Genomic DNA, 14255 nt, shown 5'->3' with positions numbered 1-14255 from the left:
GCCTTCCGCCCGGCGGGAACAGGCACGGCTTCGGCGGGCCGTGAGAGGCGGTCGAGCGGGGCTGTCCCTCGTTGGTCACCGCGGTCGGGATGGCGGTCCGTGCCGGTCACCGGTGTGCGGTCCGGTTCTGGTCTGTGACAGCGACCGTGGACCGGGCACCGGCGACAGGGGGGCGCTCCCAGTGAAAGGGTGCCACGGCATGTCCGGCAACGTCTTTCTCGGCTATGTCCGTGTCCGCGCCGGATACACCTGTCGGCAGGAGGCCGCCACGGTGAGCCACTACGTGCTTGCGGTCCTCGGGATCCGGGCTGAGAGCGGCGCCCCGCCGCACCTTCTCGCTCATTCGCAAAGAATTCCCGCCAAAGGGTGCATAATGCGACCTGAACTCTGCGGTCCGTCACAGTCTCAGCAAGATCGGTCAGCACATGTCTCGCGAGGCGCAATGTCCCCTCAACGGCCCAGGCGGCAACTGCCGGGACGGCACACGCTTCAGCGACCGGTCAAGGCGGGCAGAGCGCCGGACGAAGTCGCCTGGCGCTCAGCGGGGCTGCCATGTCTCCTGAGCCGGCGATCCCCTCGACCTCGGACGAGTTGACCGGGGGCGTCGCGGGGACGTCACCGGGCGAGCCCTCCCGGGAGGACCGCCGCCCGGCCCGTTTCAGCGACTCGGCCACGAGTCACGAGTCCGCGAGTCTGGTGGCCCTGGTCGAGCGGATTCCTGAAGGCTGGACTCTCGCCACGTACGAAGGCCGGCGCTACGGACTGACGCGGACCACCCGAGTGGGCGGTCGGAGCATCAGCGTTCTCGCCGAGGAACTGGGCGGGCCTGATCTGATCAGCGCCAATGTGTATCGCACACACAAGGCAGACCACCTGCGTGCCTGCGAGATGCCCGAAGCCAAGGTGTTGGCCTTCCTGCGAAGGTGGATACCCGCGTGACCATGGCATCGACCTGCCGGCCGGCGGCCACAGCCTGCTCAAGGCGGGGTCTGCCTCCACAGGGGTACAGGAAATGCACTGACAACCGGTACTGCAGTGGCATCGGAATTGCTTGCCGGCCTCGGGTGCGGCGCCGGTACACCCCCGGGAGATCGCGCGGACAGGTCAGACGCCGCATACGGAAGGGCGGCATGCACAACGTCCAACCACGTTCCCGGAGGGCGTATTGACGCAGCATCACAGCGTCACGGCTTTCCCGGCCATCGAACAGATGCCACCCGGGGTGCCGCGCGCAGCTCATTGAGATCACCTTCGTCGCTCCTTCGGTCTCGATAGTGATCACCTGAAGTGCGCTCGACTTCATCCGGCGAGAAGCAGCCGGCGTCATAGGAGGCTTGTGGCCAGGCGACTGGCCGAAGATTCTGTTCACGGAGGACCGTCGATGGATGTCAGCACCGTCACCAAAGCTCCGTACGGCCGGAAGGGTCACAGCCATGCATGAATACCTGCTCGCCGGCCTCTGGGGGCTGGTTGCAGGGAGCGGTCTGCTTGTGGGGGCTCTGATCGCCGATCTCTTCTTCGGTAAACTGTCCCATCGCGTGATCGCCGCCGTCATGGGCTTTGGAGGCGGAGTCCTGATCGCTGTCGTCGCGGGAGAGCTGCTCGGGGATGCCATTCACAGGGGTGTGGGAGTGTCGGCAATGATCGGGTTGCTGGCCGGGGCGGGAATGTTCAGCGGGATCAATTGGTATCTCGCCAAGGGCGGAGCGCGTAATCGAAAACGGTGCGGTGAATGCGTGGAGCAACCCAAGGAGGAGGAACAGCGCGGCAGTGGAGTCGCGATCGCGGTGGGATCGGTCCTCGATGGTGTTCCCGAAGCGCTCGTCATCGGCGTAACCGTTGCGGGCGGAGGGAAGATTGGTTTGAGCGTGATCGCCGGGTTCTTTCTTGCCAATGTTCCGCAGGGGCTGTCAAGTGCGTCCGGGATGAAGTTCGCGGGCCGGTCTCGCCGCTACATCTTCACGATCTGGGCAGGGATCCCGCTGCTGGGCGGGGTCACGGCCGCCGTCGGAAATTTGCTGCTCGGTTCAGCAACGGCGCAAGGGCCAGTAATTCTCGCATTCGCTGCCGGTGCGGTGTTGTCCATGCTTGCGGAAGCAATGATCCCAGAGGCGTTCGAGAATGCTCAGGCATTTATCGGGTTGATTACCGTTACCGGACTTCTCACCCTCTACCTGATCTCACACTAGCCTCGATCCTGCGTGACAGTCCTCGTCAGCCTGCTGACGGGGACTTCTTGCTTTCCGGGAGCGGATCCGAGGTGAGGTCAGGGTGGTGTCCCAGCTCCCGTGCCGAGCGAGCGCGGGGTTTCAACTGCTCCCGTGATGTGGCTACTCGCTTAGACAGATCATTGCGACTGTTCAGCCGGGGCCGGGCAGGAGCGAGAACCGGCCTCGGGCGGCGAGAAGGACGCGGGTCCCGGGTCGCAGGCTTCGGGTGGGGGCCGTCGGGCTCGGCCGCCTTGCGCGATTTGATCAGGGCGTTGATGTCGAGCTGCATGGTGGCGACGACGCCGACGCTGTTCCTGGCGTCGTCGGCTGCCTTGGCCGCGGCGGACCGGATGAGGAATGAGGAATCCGGAGAGGACCAGGGTGCAGATGACGAAGAAGAGGCCGATCAGCATCAGGGATTCCCGAGGTGACTGGTCAGGCGCCACCATGCCCGTTTGAAGAGATGCATTGCGTACGACTGCTCCTTGCCCGGCACATTGTTTGAACCTCATGCCGCCGTAGCCGGACTGCGATGTGAGCCGTGTTCGCCAAGTTCGGGGGGCCGGGCCGGATCTCATACACGGTTCCCATCCCGCGTCTGCTCATTGCGGGCAGTCGGGAATGCCGAATACTTACGGGAATTCAGTCGAGGTCGAGAACACCGGTCCGCACCTCGACGACATCGTCGCCCATCGTCTGTTCGAACCCTTCTACCGCCGGCAGCCCCGCGTCACCAGCGACCGCTCCGGCCACGGCCTGGGCCTGGCCATCGTCCGCTCGATCGTGCACGCCCACCACGGCACCGTCACCGCGTCCGCCAACCCCGATGGCGGCCTGACCGTACGCGCCTCGCTGCCGGCGGACGCGAGGTGATCAGGACCCGGGGTGCTGGTGCGCGCCGGGTGCCGGACCGCGGAGAGACCGCGCCGAACTCCCCCGTGTAGGAGGGGCGAGCCGGGCGCGGTCCCCGGGTGGCTACTTGCCGGTGTACGCGTCGTACACGGACACCGTCGCTCTGCCGCCGTGGGTGTCGGCGACCTCACCCCGCAGGGCGACCGACTTCCCCCTGGCGGGGTTCTTGACGGTGATCATCCCCTTGGCAACGGGCGTCTGCTGCCAGGTGGTGCCGCCGTCGTAGGAGACGGAGACGACGAGGGACTTCATCCCGGTGCCCGCTGCGGGCCCCTGGACCGTCACCGGGAAGGTCACCGTGCGGTCCGCCGGGACGGTGCCGTCCAGGTTCACCTGGGCACCGAACCGTACGGATGACAGCGCGGTGCGCGTCTCACCGTCCGTCGCCGGCCTGGCGCTGCGGAAGGTCCAGGAGCCGTCGACACGGGTTCCGACAGCGGAGACGGACGGGCTCCGTGTGACTGATGTGGCCAGGGTGTACTCGGCGTCTTCCGGGCCGACACCGTAGAACACCCAGCCGGTCAGCGCATCGGCCTTCTCCGCGATCAGGGTGGTGCCCTGGTGGAGTGTGGTCTTCGCCGAGGAGTGGACGGAGCGGCCGGTGTTGCCCCGGCCGTCGGAGAACAGCGGCACGACGAACTCAAGCCTGTTCCCCTGGCGGAAGACGCCGCTGCGGCCCTGCATCAACGGGGAGTGCACGGCGGTGCCGAGCGCCACCCGCTGGGCCGTACCCGGTCGGTGGTTCTGCTTCTGCGTGGTGTACGTGCTCTCCTCCGACCCCTGGGCGTCGAGCTGGGTTCCGGACAGGGACCAGAGGTTGGCCTTGCCGTCGGTGGCCAGATAGTGGGTCCGGGAGCCGGGAAGGGCGTAGGGATACTCGGAGCCGAAGTCGAACTGCTCCTCGCCGCCCAGCGCCGTGGTGCGCCCGGTCTTGCCGGGTACGGAGGCACCGAGCGCCGCGGTGACCTTGGCGAAGTCGGCAGGCCCGAACTTCCTCGTGTATCCGGTGAAGATCCGTTTCACCTCACCTCCCGCGGCGAGGCTGTACTGGGTCGAGGCGCCGCGCTCCCACTGGGCGTAGAAGGCGTCCCTGATGGTGACGCCGACGGGCTGCTCCGGGCCCAGTTGCGCGGTGCGGAAGCCGTCGAATGTGGTGGAGTAGTAGTCGCCGAATTGTATGGACCGCTCACCCATGCGGACGGAGAACGCAGCGGCGGCGCCGGTCATCCGTGCCCGGGAATCCGCGACGGTCATCTCGACGGGTCTGGCGGCGCGGGCGTCGATGGTGAGGGCGGTGTTCCCGGTCAGCGCGAGTCTGGGGTGGACCAGCCGGTCCGAGCCGCCCGACGGGTCGTAGTGCTGCGCGAAGAGGGCGTAGTCGCCCCTGGGCAGCCGGAGCTTCACCGTGCCGGTGGTATTGCCTTCGATGTCCATGGAGACATCGCCTTCGCCGGAGAGCTGGCCCAGGTGGGTGGCGAAAGCTGTGCTGGGCTGTCCGTTCCGGTCCAGGAAGTCGAGGGTCAGATCGTACGATTCGATCTCCCGGTCCACGGAGGCAGTGGTGCGCACGGTCTGGCCGCCGCCGCTCGCGGTGACGACGGCGGTGTGCACGCCGTTGCTGTCGCCGCCGGCCCGGGTGTCCGCGGTGAAGGGAACAGCCGCGCTGCCACCCGCGGGAATGGTGACCCTGTTCGTACCGATGGTGAAGAGCCCGGCGGGGGCGGGTCCGCCCCGGGGGCTGAAGCCCTTGACCGCCAGGTCCAGGGTGATCTCCTGGGTGCCGAGGTTGCGGTAGGTGATCTGCTTGGTGACGGGCTGGTCGTCGGTGTGCGGCCACTGCTGGACGCCGAAGGAGAGGGTGCTCTCGTCGGCGATCACGGTCTGTTCGACGGCGCGGTCGACGGCTACCCGGCCGGACCCCTGCTGGAAGACGGAGTACCCGCCATCCTGGGCGGAGCCGGTCAGCGCGGCCTTGAGACGCTCGCCCGTCCAGCCGGGGTGCCGCTGTTTGAGCAGCGCCGCCGCGCCGGCGACGTGCGGTGCGGCCATCGATGTACCGCTGATGGTGAAGTAGCCGGCCGGTTTCTCGCCGACCTCCTTGGCGATGACGCTGTCGGGAGCAGACGCTGCGGTGATGCCCATGCCGGGAGCGGTGATGTCGGGCTTGATGGCTCCGTCGTGCAGCGGCCCGACAGCGGAGAAGGGGGCGATCTTGTCGGTGTCGTCCACGGCCCCGACGGTGAGAGCCGCTTCCGCGCGGCCCGGGGAACTGACGGAACCGGGATCCGGCCCGTTGTTGCCGGCGGAGACGGTGAACAGGACGCCCTTTTCCTTCGACAGCCGGTTGATGTGCGCCTCCAGCGGTCTGACGGTGCGCGCGTCGAGCGCGTCGGCCGTCGGCCCGAGGCTGGAGCCGAGGCTCATGCTGACGATATCGGCGCCCCGGCCGACGGCCCAGTCGACGGCGGCGATGCTGTCGGACTCCGCGACCCCGTTGTCGTTGATGACTTTGGCGTTGAGGATCTTCGCCCCGGGGGCGACGCCCTTGTACCTGCCGCCGGACTTGGCGCCGGTCCCGGCCACGGTCGACGCGATGTGCGTACCGTGCCCGTGCCGGTCCCGGGTGTCCGGGGACGAGGTGAAGTTCGCCGACCCGACCACCTGCCCCGTCAGATCCGGGTGGGTTTCGTCGACCCCGCTGTCCACGACCGCGACAGTGACGCCCTTGCCGTCGTACCCCGACTGCCACACCTTCGGAGCGCCGATGTGCCCCACACTCGTGTCCAGGACGGGGGTGTACACCTGGTCCAGCCAGACCCGCTCGATCCCGGGCACGGTCCCCGCTGTCCGGGCGGCCCCGCCCCCGGCTCCGGTGAGGGCGGCCCACAGCCCGCCCGGGTCCCGCTTCGGTACGGTCACGGCGTCCGCGTTGATCGACGGCAGAGTCCGCGCCACCTTCGTATCCGCGCGGACCCCCTGCCGGGCGCCGGCCGCCGACGCCCCTGCGTACTCGACGATGACCTTCAGCCCATCGCCGTACGCCCGGCGGCTCTCGGGGCTGTTGAGCCCCGTCACATCGAAGAGCCGCCTGTCGAGGGTGCCCTGGGCGATCAGCCGCCCGGCGTCGGCGGGCACGGCGTAAGTGCGCCCCCGCTCGGTCCAGCTCCGTACGGATATCTCCTCCCGCCCCTGCCCCCGCTCGATGGAGACAACACGGTCCTGCCCGTTCAGAGCGACCCGGTCCCCGGTGATCAGGGCGATCCACTGAAGCCCTCCCCCGCCACCGCCCGGGGCGGGCCCGGTATCCGGATATGCGGGGGTAGCGGCCATTCCGGCGACGAGCGCCGCCGCCAAGAGGCCCGTGGTGACGGTGACCGCACCACGCCCTCGATGCCTGCTGGAGAACAAAACGCCTCCCTGCTCCGCGGGGCCAGGGGATGTGAAGGACCAGGAGCGGCCCCGCTTCCCGCTCCCGCGGAGTGAGAGCGATCGGCGCTGCCCGGCGATATCACCGCTGCAAGCAATGGCTTGAAACACCTTCTGTGTCACCACCCCCTCAAGCCCCTTTCGACCCAGTGGCCCCGGCCACCCCGGCCTCGCGCCGTGACTGACCACTTTCAGCCACCCGAAGGCGCTCCGGGGCCGGACCCGCCCGCGATAACGGAGGCCCCGGACCGTGCGGCGACGACTACTTGTACGGTGCTGGTCCGATAGGCGTACGCCCCGGCCTCGGAGCTCCATGGCCACTCCTCGCCCGCGGTGATGACAGCGACCGAGTCGGTGCTCTCGTGGCGTCACCGGACGCCCGCGGTGATGCCGTGCGACAAGGTCGTACTCGGCTCGTGATGTTCCCCGGCCTCTCCGGTCGCCATACTCCCGGGATGAGATCCATATACCGTTCCGTCGCGGGGCGCGATGCCATCGGGCGCTGGTGTGCCGAGCGGCTCGACGAGTGGCCGGTCGCGCACGAGCGGGTGACGTTGAGCGTTTCCGGTGTGCGGACGCATGTGGTGACGGCGGGGTCGGGGAGCCCGGTGGTCTTCGTTCCCGGGACCAACTTCAACGCGGCGGCGTCGCTGCCGGTGGCCTCGGCGCTGGTCGCGGCGGGGCACCGGGTCATCCTGCCGGACGTCCCCGGCCAGCCCGGCCTCAGCTCAGGGGAACGGGGTCTCGCAGGCGGGCGGTTGTCCTGGTACGGCAGATGGCTGGGCGAGGTGATCGAGCAGACCGCCGCCGGCCCCGTCACGGTGATGGGCCACTCCTTCGGCGCCGCCGTGGCCCTGTCCTGCGATTCCCCGCACATCGAGCGGCTCGTCCTCGCCTCCCCCGCCGGACTGACCGGACTCAGCGTGCCCCCGCGCCTGCTGGCCGCCTCGGCCGCCTGGTTCCTGCGGCCCACCCCCGCGAGCAGCGCCCGCCTGCTGCGCGCCATGTCCGCACCCGGACGCCAACCGCGTGAGGAGCTGGTGGAGTGGATGACCCTCGTTGCCCGGCATTCGCGCTCCAGCGGGGCGCCCGGCAGGGCCGAACCGCCGCCCGGGCGGTGCACGCGGCTGGCCGTCACCGGAGCCCACGACGTCTTCCTCCCGCCCGAACGGCTGCACCGCGCGGTACGCGACACCCTCGGAACCGAACTCCGGGTCGTCGCCGGAGCCGGGCACCTCATCGTGGAGGAACACCCCGAACTCCTCGCCTCCCTCGCCGGCCGCGCCCCGCACCCCGCGGAAGGAGGCATCAGCGGTGACGAGGACGCCGGACCGGCACAGTAGGCCGTGGCAACCGGTTGTCGCAGACCGTCCCGCTGTACTCAATCCCCGCCGGAGCCCAAGAGCACGGGCGTCCGCCCGGGACGCAGCCCACACCGGGCACAGCCGAAGGCCGGGCGGTCAGACGGTCGGACGGCGGTCCAGTGATGAGCTTCGGCGCCACCGAGCCCACGCGGCTGACGCGGTCCCCTGGGAGTGTCGGCCGATGGTGCCGACCAGGAGGCGGCACCGGCGACCAGTGTGCCCGGCGGCTGGACGGGAACACCCGCTGCTCCTGGACCGTACCGTGCGGACCGGTCACGTCAGGGAATCCCCGTCCGCGTACGATACCGAACCCCGTTCACCACCGTCCGATGATCCGCCCATCGCCCGCCCGGCACACCCACCCCGGGTAGTAACGGCGCGACGCATTCCCCCGATGGCTCCCCACCTGCAATTACCACCGCGGACACACCGCACTCGCAGGCAAACCACCCGCCAACCGCGCCCCCAACCTCACAGGGCAATACACCTAGGACACGGGGTTTGGTGCCGGTGTTCGTCCGGGGGTTCGCTGGGCTCGCAGATTGACGGTGCCGCGGTTGCGGACCGCGGTGCGGGCGGCGGTGTACGCGTCGGCGGGGCTCGATGCCGGGCGGGGTGCGGGTGCCCAGTCGTCTCCGTTGGCGGTGAAGGGATACCAGAGGTCGTCGGGGCCGAGTCTGATCTGGACACCGGTTGTGGGGTCGGTGATGCGGTTGTCGGTCACTTCCAGCGGGCCGGTGGCCGTTGCGCGCTTGGACTCGATCGCCCGGACTGCCTCGTCGAGCGCGGATTGATCAGGGCTTGAGGGGTGGAGGGCGACGCGGACGGCTGTGGTGCCACCGAAGGTGAAGGCCGCCCGGAGCCGGCGGAGTTCGGCCAGGCGCATGCCCGCTCGGCCCGCAGCGGCTTCGGCGTCAGCCGTGGAGCGGCCGTGCAGGAGGCGTACGAGATCGACGATCGGGTCGTTGTCGCAGCGCTGGCCGTCCAGCAGGGCACGGGCGCGTTGTGCGGCGTCACGCGCGAGGTCGGCGATGTCTTCGGCGCTGGCCACTGTGACGGGGGCCGGGGGCAGGTCGTGCTTCCACAGCGGCCGGGGCGGATTGCTGTTTGTCTCGTGATTCATGTGCGTGCGCTCAGGGTGAGGAGGCGGAGGAGTTCGGAGTCGTCGAGGGTGCCGAGGTCGATCTCGCCCTGGGGCAGGAGGGTTCTGGCGAGGTCGCGTTTGCGGTCGAGGAGAGCGGTGATCCGCTCTTCGATGCTGTGGGCGGCGACGAGATGGTGGACGTGCACGTCGCGTTTCTGCCCGAGGCGGTAGACGCGGTCGTTGGCCTGCTCTTCGGCCGCGGGGTTCCACAATCGGTTGTAGTGGATGACGTGGTTGGCATGGGTCAGATTGAGGCCGAGGCCCCCGCTCTGCGGGGTGAGGACGAGGACGCCCCCGGCGTCGCTGTTGAAGGCGTCGAGGACCGTGGTCCGCTGGGTGGGGGTGAGCTGCCCGTCGAACACGGCGGTCCGGTGGCCGCGTGCGGCGAGGTAGGCGGCGAGGATCTTGTCGGCGTGGACGTAGGTCGTGAAGACGAGGGCCGATTCACCCTGCTCCCGGATGGGATGGAGGAGCTGGTGCAGGGCTTCGAGTTTGGGGGCGCGCCGACCTGCTTCGTGAGGGTCTCCGGCGATGGTTTCGAGGGGTTCGTCGAGGTAGTGGGCGGGGCTGATACAGATTTTGCGGAGGCTGGTGATCAGGTTGAGGATGACTTCGCCCCGGCGGGGGTTCGAGGGGTAGGTCTGGAGTTGCTTGAGGGTGTCGCGGGAGAGCCCTTCGTAGAGCCCGATCTGTTCCCGCGAGAGACCGATGCGATGGGTGGTCTCGTTCTTCCGGGGGAGGACGATGCCGAGGTCCGGATCGTTCTTCAGGCGGCGGAGCATGAACGGCTGGAGAAGCTGGTGGAGGCGGTCGATGGCCTGGCGGGCGTCAGGGCTGCTGCTGGGACGCTCGATCGGCCGGGCATAGAGTGCGTTGAACTGGGCCCGGGAGCTGAATAGCTCGGGGTTGCACCAGTCCATGATCGCCCACAGTTCGTCGGGCTGGTTCTCCACGGGAGTCCCGGTCAGGGCGAGACGCCGGCCGGTGAGCTTGCGGGCCAGGCGCGCGACCTGGGTCCGGTCGTTCTTGAGTTTCTGTGCCTCGTCGGCGATCACCAGCCCCCAGGGGATGTCGGCCAGTGAGGCGTGGTCCTGGCGCAGCAGGTGGTAGCTGGTGACCACGATGCCGTTCTCGCGCATGTCGGCGAGTGAGCGCTGGGGTCCCTGGTAGCGGACGGCAGGGGTGCCGGGGGCGTGGACGGTGATCTCGCGGCACCACTGGTCGACCAGGGACTGGGGGCACAGCACGAGGGTCGGGGCGGGTGCCCGCTGGGTGCGGTTGAGGTGCAGGGCGAGGGCGGTGACGGTTTTACCCAGGCCCATGTCGTCGGCGAGGAGTCCGCCGAAGCCCAGGTCGAGGAGGCGGCTGAGTCGGTGGACGGCACTGGCCTGGTACGGGAAGAGGGTGGGTCCGCTGCGCTGTGCGGGCACGGTGCTGCGGGTGGGGGTTCTCAGTTCCGCGACGAGGTCGGCCAGTCCGTCGGCCGGTGTGCAGGCGTAGGTCCGTCCGTCCAGGGTGATGGTGCCGTAGAGCACGTCGAGGAGCGCCTGGCGGGCGGGCTGGGACGGAAGGGAGCGGTGGCGGAGCTTGTCGCGGGTGTCGTCGTCGATGAGGATCCACCGGTTGCGCAGCCGTACCCAGGGCATCGCCGCGTTGACGAGGGCATCCAGCTCGGCGGGCTCCAGGACGGTGCCGTCCAGGGCGAACTGCCAGCGCCGGTCGAGAAGTTCACCGAGGCCCATGCGGCCTTCCACGGCCGGCAGGGGTGAACCGGTGCCGACAATGGCGGTGATCCCGAGCTCGCTCGCCCAGTCATTGGTCCAGTCGACCTGAATCCCTGAGCGGGCCAGTTGGTCACCGACGCTGCCTTTCAGGAGTACGGCATCCTGGAGGCTGAGGACGAAGGCGTCGGGGCGGGCCTGAGTGCCCAGGGGTCGCAGCGGAGGGAAGCAGTGACCGGCACGCCGTAGCGCCCGGGCTGTGCGGGAGGCCAGATCGTGGTCGGGATCGGGCAGGGGGTGTGTCCCGCTCCAGACGTCGCGGGCCTCGACGGCGGAGCCGGGATCACCGGGATGTCCCAGCAGTTGGAGGGTGCCGTGGGTGCGGGTGGAGGTGGGGCTTCGGGGGGAGTCGATCCGCAGGATCATCGGCGGTGCGTCGTCGGGAAGGACCTCGTCCTGGACGGCATCCGCCCAGTCCTGCAGGATCGCCGGGACCGGGTGCTGGTAGCGGACAGAGCTGGCGAAGGGGCGCAGGCCGAACAGCAGGTCGGCGGCGGGCGGGGGGAGGAACCGGTCGGTGAGGGCGTCCAAGGCCGACTTCAGTGTGACCAGGGGATCGGCGGGTTCTTCGCGGCCGGGCTCCGCGCGAGTCGCCATCAGGCTGCGGGGCAGGTGGACGAGTTCCTTGGCCAGTTCGTCCAGGCGCACCAGGACGGCAGCGGGCAGCGGGCCGCACTTCCACACCGGCTGCCGCTCGTGAGGCGACTCGGCTTCGCTGATCGCCGGATAGACCCAGCCGGCGGCGATGGCCTCCAGCCCCCTACGCGCAGCTTCGGCCCACACTTCCACGGACATGCTCCAGCCCGTGTCCGGGGCGGCCAGCAGAGAGGGCAGGACTTCGGAGAGGTCCACACGCCAGCATCGGACGGTGTCGATCTCCCCACCGGGCAGCAGGAGTCGCCGTGAGACGACGGCATCCGGGTCGACCTCGGCGTCGCGGGGCGGGTCCAGGAGCAGCCATCCCGCTTCCAGGGGGCCGGCGGACTGGTCGAACGCCAGGTCCCGGCCGTCGTCGAGCGCCTGCCGGACCAGGTCGGCGGGGGCCGCCGCAGGGGAACGGCGCCGCTGGAGACCGATGGCGTCCGGATCGACCGGCGGAACGGGCGGCTTGCTTTCGGACACATCGGCCTCGTCCTGCGCGGGCCTCGCCAGTGGCACTGCGGGGACGGGCACCGGGGCGTCGGCGGATTCCGCTGCTGGAGGAGAGGGCTCCGGGCCCGGCGGCAGAGGGTCGATGAGCTGGTGGTTCAGCATCAGGACGAGGCTCTCCGCAGCCGCCTGCCGCGCGGCGGCCTTACTCGGACCCTTGCCCGATCCGGTGAGCGTGTTGCCCTGGTGAACACACGAGGCTCGGGCCGTAAAAGGGACGCCGCCGTCTTCGGCGGTCACGCTGACGGCACTGATCGTGCCGCGTTGCTGGGCCTCGTGCAGAACCCCGACCGCCGTGCTGGTCTGCGACACCACCAGCTCACTTCCCCTGGCCGGGGGCTTCTCAGGGATGGGCAGACCGGTCACCTTGGCCAGCAGGTGGACACGGGCCAGGAGCAGGGCCTGTGACTTCGACGGGGACGTGCAGGGCGGCCCGATCACGATGTCGTCGCCGTCACCGACCGCCGCTCTGGCCAGGTACTGCCCTCGTGCCGGAGCGGGGGCGACCTCATCACGCGGCGCCCGCAGTCCCTGCTCTTTCGCGAAACGCTGCAGCAGGACGAGCGCAGTCTGATGGTCCACCTTCGGCACCGCGGCAAGGGCCTCCTCGCGAGCGCACCGCCACAGGGCACCCGTGCTGCGGAACAGCAGCCGCTCCGCCAGCGGCAGGGTCATCAGACCGGAACGCGCCCGCACCACGACGTGCTCCGCCAGTGCCCGCTGATCCTCTTCCTCGGGGCCGGCGAGCACCGCCAGGAACTCGGCGGCACTCAGCGCCGCGTACGGGGCTTCCCGCAACGGCAGCGCCGGCCCGCCCACGACGGCGACAGCGGGGATGTCCTCATCCGCGATCCCCGCGAGGCTCGCGAGCAGACTGACCTGAGCACGCTGATGGGCTTCCTTCTTCGTCCGCGCGGTGCACCACCGGCTTTCATGCGCCACCCCGCCGGTCTCCATCGAGACCCGGGCGGTGAACCCCTTGGCGGCGGACGAGCCCGAAGTCCATTCCGGTTCCCTGACCGGCACGCCCAGACCGTGGGCGTGCATGGACAGAATGCTCGGAGCCAGATGGGGGCGGCTCACCACGCGCGCATAGGCCGCCTCACGCGCGGCCCGCGACCCGCCGCCGTCGATGGGGACGAGAAGGAGCATCCGCAGGTCGCTCAGCGACAGTTCGTCAGCGGCTGCCCGGTGGCGGACTTCCGCAGCGTTGCCCTCGTCCAGTACACCCCGCCGGTAGAGCGCTTGAACCCAGCTCATCGAGGTGCCCACCGCGGTCATGCCCGCCCTCCGCGGATCGCGGCGCGCGGGTATCTGGTCATCGAAGTTCCGGTCACGCTCCGCCACACTAGACTACATAGAGCAATGATTGAGTGCGGAGTGTAATCACATGAGTGGAGTCGCGGAGGCGTCGCCCATCCTGTCACCGGAACCTTCACCCGCTGAGGAGGCCGACGGCTCGCAGGATGTCTTGTCAGGGCACGAACACCATCGGGCCACCGTCCCCCGCCCAAGCCGTCCGGTACGCCCGTTCCAGTGCCGTGTCTGCGGCAGCCTGGAGCGCGGGCAGTACGTTCCCGCAGGCTGGTACCTCGTCCACCGAGCCGCCGGCAACAACGAGAGAGCGATCGGTAAGGGCATGTACTGCACGATCGACTGTCTCGCTCGCGGCTCGGACCGGATGCGCGAGAAGACGACAGGCCCACAAGACCGACTGCACCTCAACGATCACGCCCGGGAACTGGTGGAGCGGGCCCTGGGCCTCATGCACAGCGGTCTCACCGTCCGGCAGGCGGGCGACACCATCGACGTGCGCACCGAAACGCTGCGATCCTGGCTCGTCTCCGCAGGGATCGCCATCGACGGTCACGGCATGCTCGCCGGAGTCCAGAACCCCTCGCACGCCCGTCAGCAACGCCCCAGCGCGATTTCCGGTTTCCTTGCCGAACGCCTCGGAGGCTCACCGGTCAGCGCCATCAACGAACTCGCCCAGATCCGGATGCTCCTGGACCTGACCTGGAAGACAGCCAACCAGGGGCCGCCCCACGCGCCCCAGTTCACCACAACCGTCACCGCTATCCGCGCCGACGAAGACACTATGGTCACTGCCAGCGGCCGTTCGAAACGAAAGTCTGAGGCGAAGACCCGGGCCGCCGAACAGCTCGTACGCATGCTCGGCGAGAAGCACCAGACACCAACGAGTGGCCCGCACGCGGAGTAGCGCAGCGGAAGGACCGCACCGTCCCTCAAGTCATACCGGGGCGGGGAC

8 protein-coding genes and 2 pseudogenes are annotated in these 14255 nt (G+C 69.3%); 6 read left to right on the top strand and 4 right to left on the bottom strand.

What is annotated here, in order from left to right; all coding sequences use genetic code 11:
- The first annotated feature begins 552 nt into the window (after positions 1-552).
- From ACH4S7_RS05535 to ACH4S7_RS05525, 3 genes are all read left to right on the top strand, one after another.
- Positions 553-939: a hypothetical protein gene (locus tag ACH4S7_RS05535; protein WP_398519743.1), complete on the top strand. Its 387-nt coding sequence runs from the start codon at positions 553-555 to the stop codon at positions 937-939.
- 494 nt (positions 940-1433) lie between these two features.
- Positions 1434-2189 carry a ZIP family metal transporter gene (locus ACH4S7_RS05530; protein ID WP_398519742.1) on the top strand — a complete coding sequence of 252 codons (756 nt, stop codon included), beginning with the start codon at positions 1434-1436 and terminating at the stop codon, positions 2187-2189.
- A 642-nt stretch (positions 2190-2831) separates the two neighbouring features.
- On the top strand, positions 2832-3083 hold the full coding sequence (locus tag ACH4S7_RS05525; RefSeq protein ID WP_398519741.1) for a sensor histidine kinase: 252 nt from the start codon (positions 2832-2834) through the stop codon (positions 3081-3083).
- A 102-nt stretch (positions 3084-3185) separates the two neighbouring features.
- Here the strand turns inward: ACH4S7_RS05525 and ACH4S7_RS05520 are convergent, their stop codons facing one another.
- Positions 3186-6530, bottom strand: a complete 3345-nt coding sequence (locus ACH4S7_RS05520; RefSeq protein WP_398519740.1) for a S8 family serine peptidase — start codon at positions 6528-6530, stop codon at positions 3186-3188.
- A 473-nt stretch (positions 6531-7003) separates the two neighbouring features.
- Between ACH4S7_RS05520 and ACH4S7_RS05515 the strand changes: the two genes are divergently transcribed.
- The gene (locus ACH4S7_RS05515) at positions 7004-7891 is read left to right on the top strand and encodes an alpha/beta fold hydrolase (protein WP_398519739.1); all 888 of its coding nucleotides are present in this window, start codon (positions 7004-7006) and stop codon (positions 7889-7891) included.
- 302 nt (positions 7892-8193) lie between these two features.
- Here the strand turns inward: ACH4S7_RS05515 and ACH4S7_RS05510 are convergent.
- Positions 8194-8331, bottom strand: a pseudogene (locus ACH4S7_RS05510) (transposase); the annotation flags it as partial.
- Between ACH4S7_RS05510 and ACH4S7_RS05505 the strand changes: the two are divergent.
- Positions 8287-8403: pseudogene (locus tag ACH4S7_RS05505) on the top strand (IS481 family transposase); the annotation flags it as partial. The pseudogenes ACH4S7_RS05510 and ACH4S7_RS05505 overlap by 45 nt on opposite strands.
- Here the strand turns inward: ACH4S7_RS05505 and ACH4S7_RS05500 are convergent.
- Complete coding sequence (locus tag ACH4S7_RS05500) at positions 8400-9035, bottom strand: hypothetical protein (protein WP_398519738.1); 636 nt, start codon at positions 9033-9035, stop codon at positions 8400-8402. The pseudogene ACH4S7_RS05505 and the gene ACH4S7_RS05500 sit on opposite strands and share 4 nt — an antisense overlap.
- Complete coding sequence (locus tag ACH4S7_RS05495; RefSeq protein ID WP_398519737.1) at positions 9032-13333, bottom strand: DEAD/DEAH box helicase; 4302 nt, start codon at positions 13331-13333, stop codon at positions 9032-9034. The genes ACH4S7_RS05500 and ACH4S7_RS05495 overlap by 4 nt, the downstream gene beginning before the upstream one ends.
- A gap of 124 nt (positions 13334-13457) precedes the next feature.
- Here ACH4S7_RS05495 and ACH4S7_RS05490 point away from each other — a divergent pair, with 124 nt between their 5' ends.
- Positions 13458-14207: a double-stranded RNA binding motif domain-containing protein gene (locus ACH4S7_RS05490; protein ID WP_398519736.1), complete on the top strand. Its 750-nt coding sequence runs from the start codon at positions 13458-13460 to the stop codon at positions 14205-14207.
- Positions 14208-14255 lie beyond the last annotated feature (48 nt).

Origin of the sequence: Streptomyces sp. NPDC020965 (assembly GCF_044333555.1) — a bacterium.
Lineage (GTDB): Bacteria > Actinomycetota > Actinomycetes > Streptomycetales > Streptomycetaceae > Streptomyces.
Note: the sequence above shows the minus strand (reverse complement) of the source record. Positions and strands in the feature narration are given on the sequence as shown.

What these genes read in the sequence shown, in the direction of transcription:
- ACH4S7_RS05515 (WP_398519739.1), top strand. Translation starts at nt 7,004, where the DNA reads ATGAGATCCATATACCGTTCCGTCGCGGGGCGCGATGCCATCGGGCGC.
- ACH4S7_RS05500 (WP_398519738.1), bottom strand. Translation starts at nt 9,035, where the DNA reads ATGAATCACGAGACAAACAGCAATCCGCCCCGGCCGCTGTGGAAGCAC.
- ACH4S7_RS05530 (WP_398519742.1), top strand. Translation starts at nt 1,434, where the DNA reads ATGCATGAATACCTGCTCGCCGGCCTCTGGGGGCTGGTTGCAGGGAGC.
- ACH4S7_RS05525 (WP_398519741.1), top strand. Translation starts at nt 2,832, where the DNA reads ATGCCGAATACTTACGGGAATTCAGTCGAGGTCGAGAACACCGGTCCG.
- ACH4S7_RS05535 (WP_398519743.1), top strand. Translation starts at nt 553, where the DNA reads ATGTCTCCTGAGCCGGCGATCCCCTCGACCTCGGACGAGTTGACCGGG.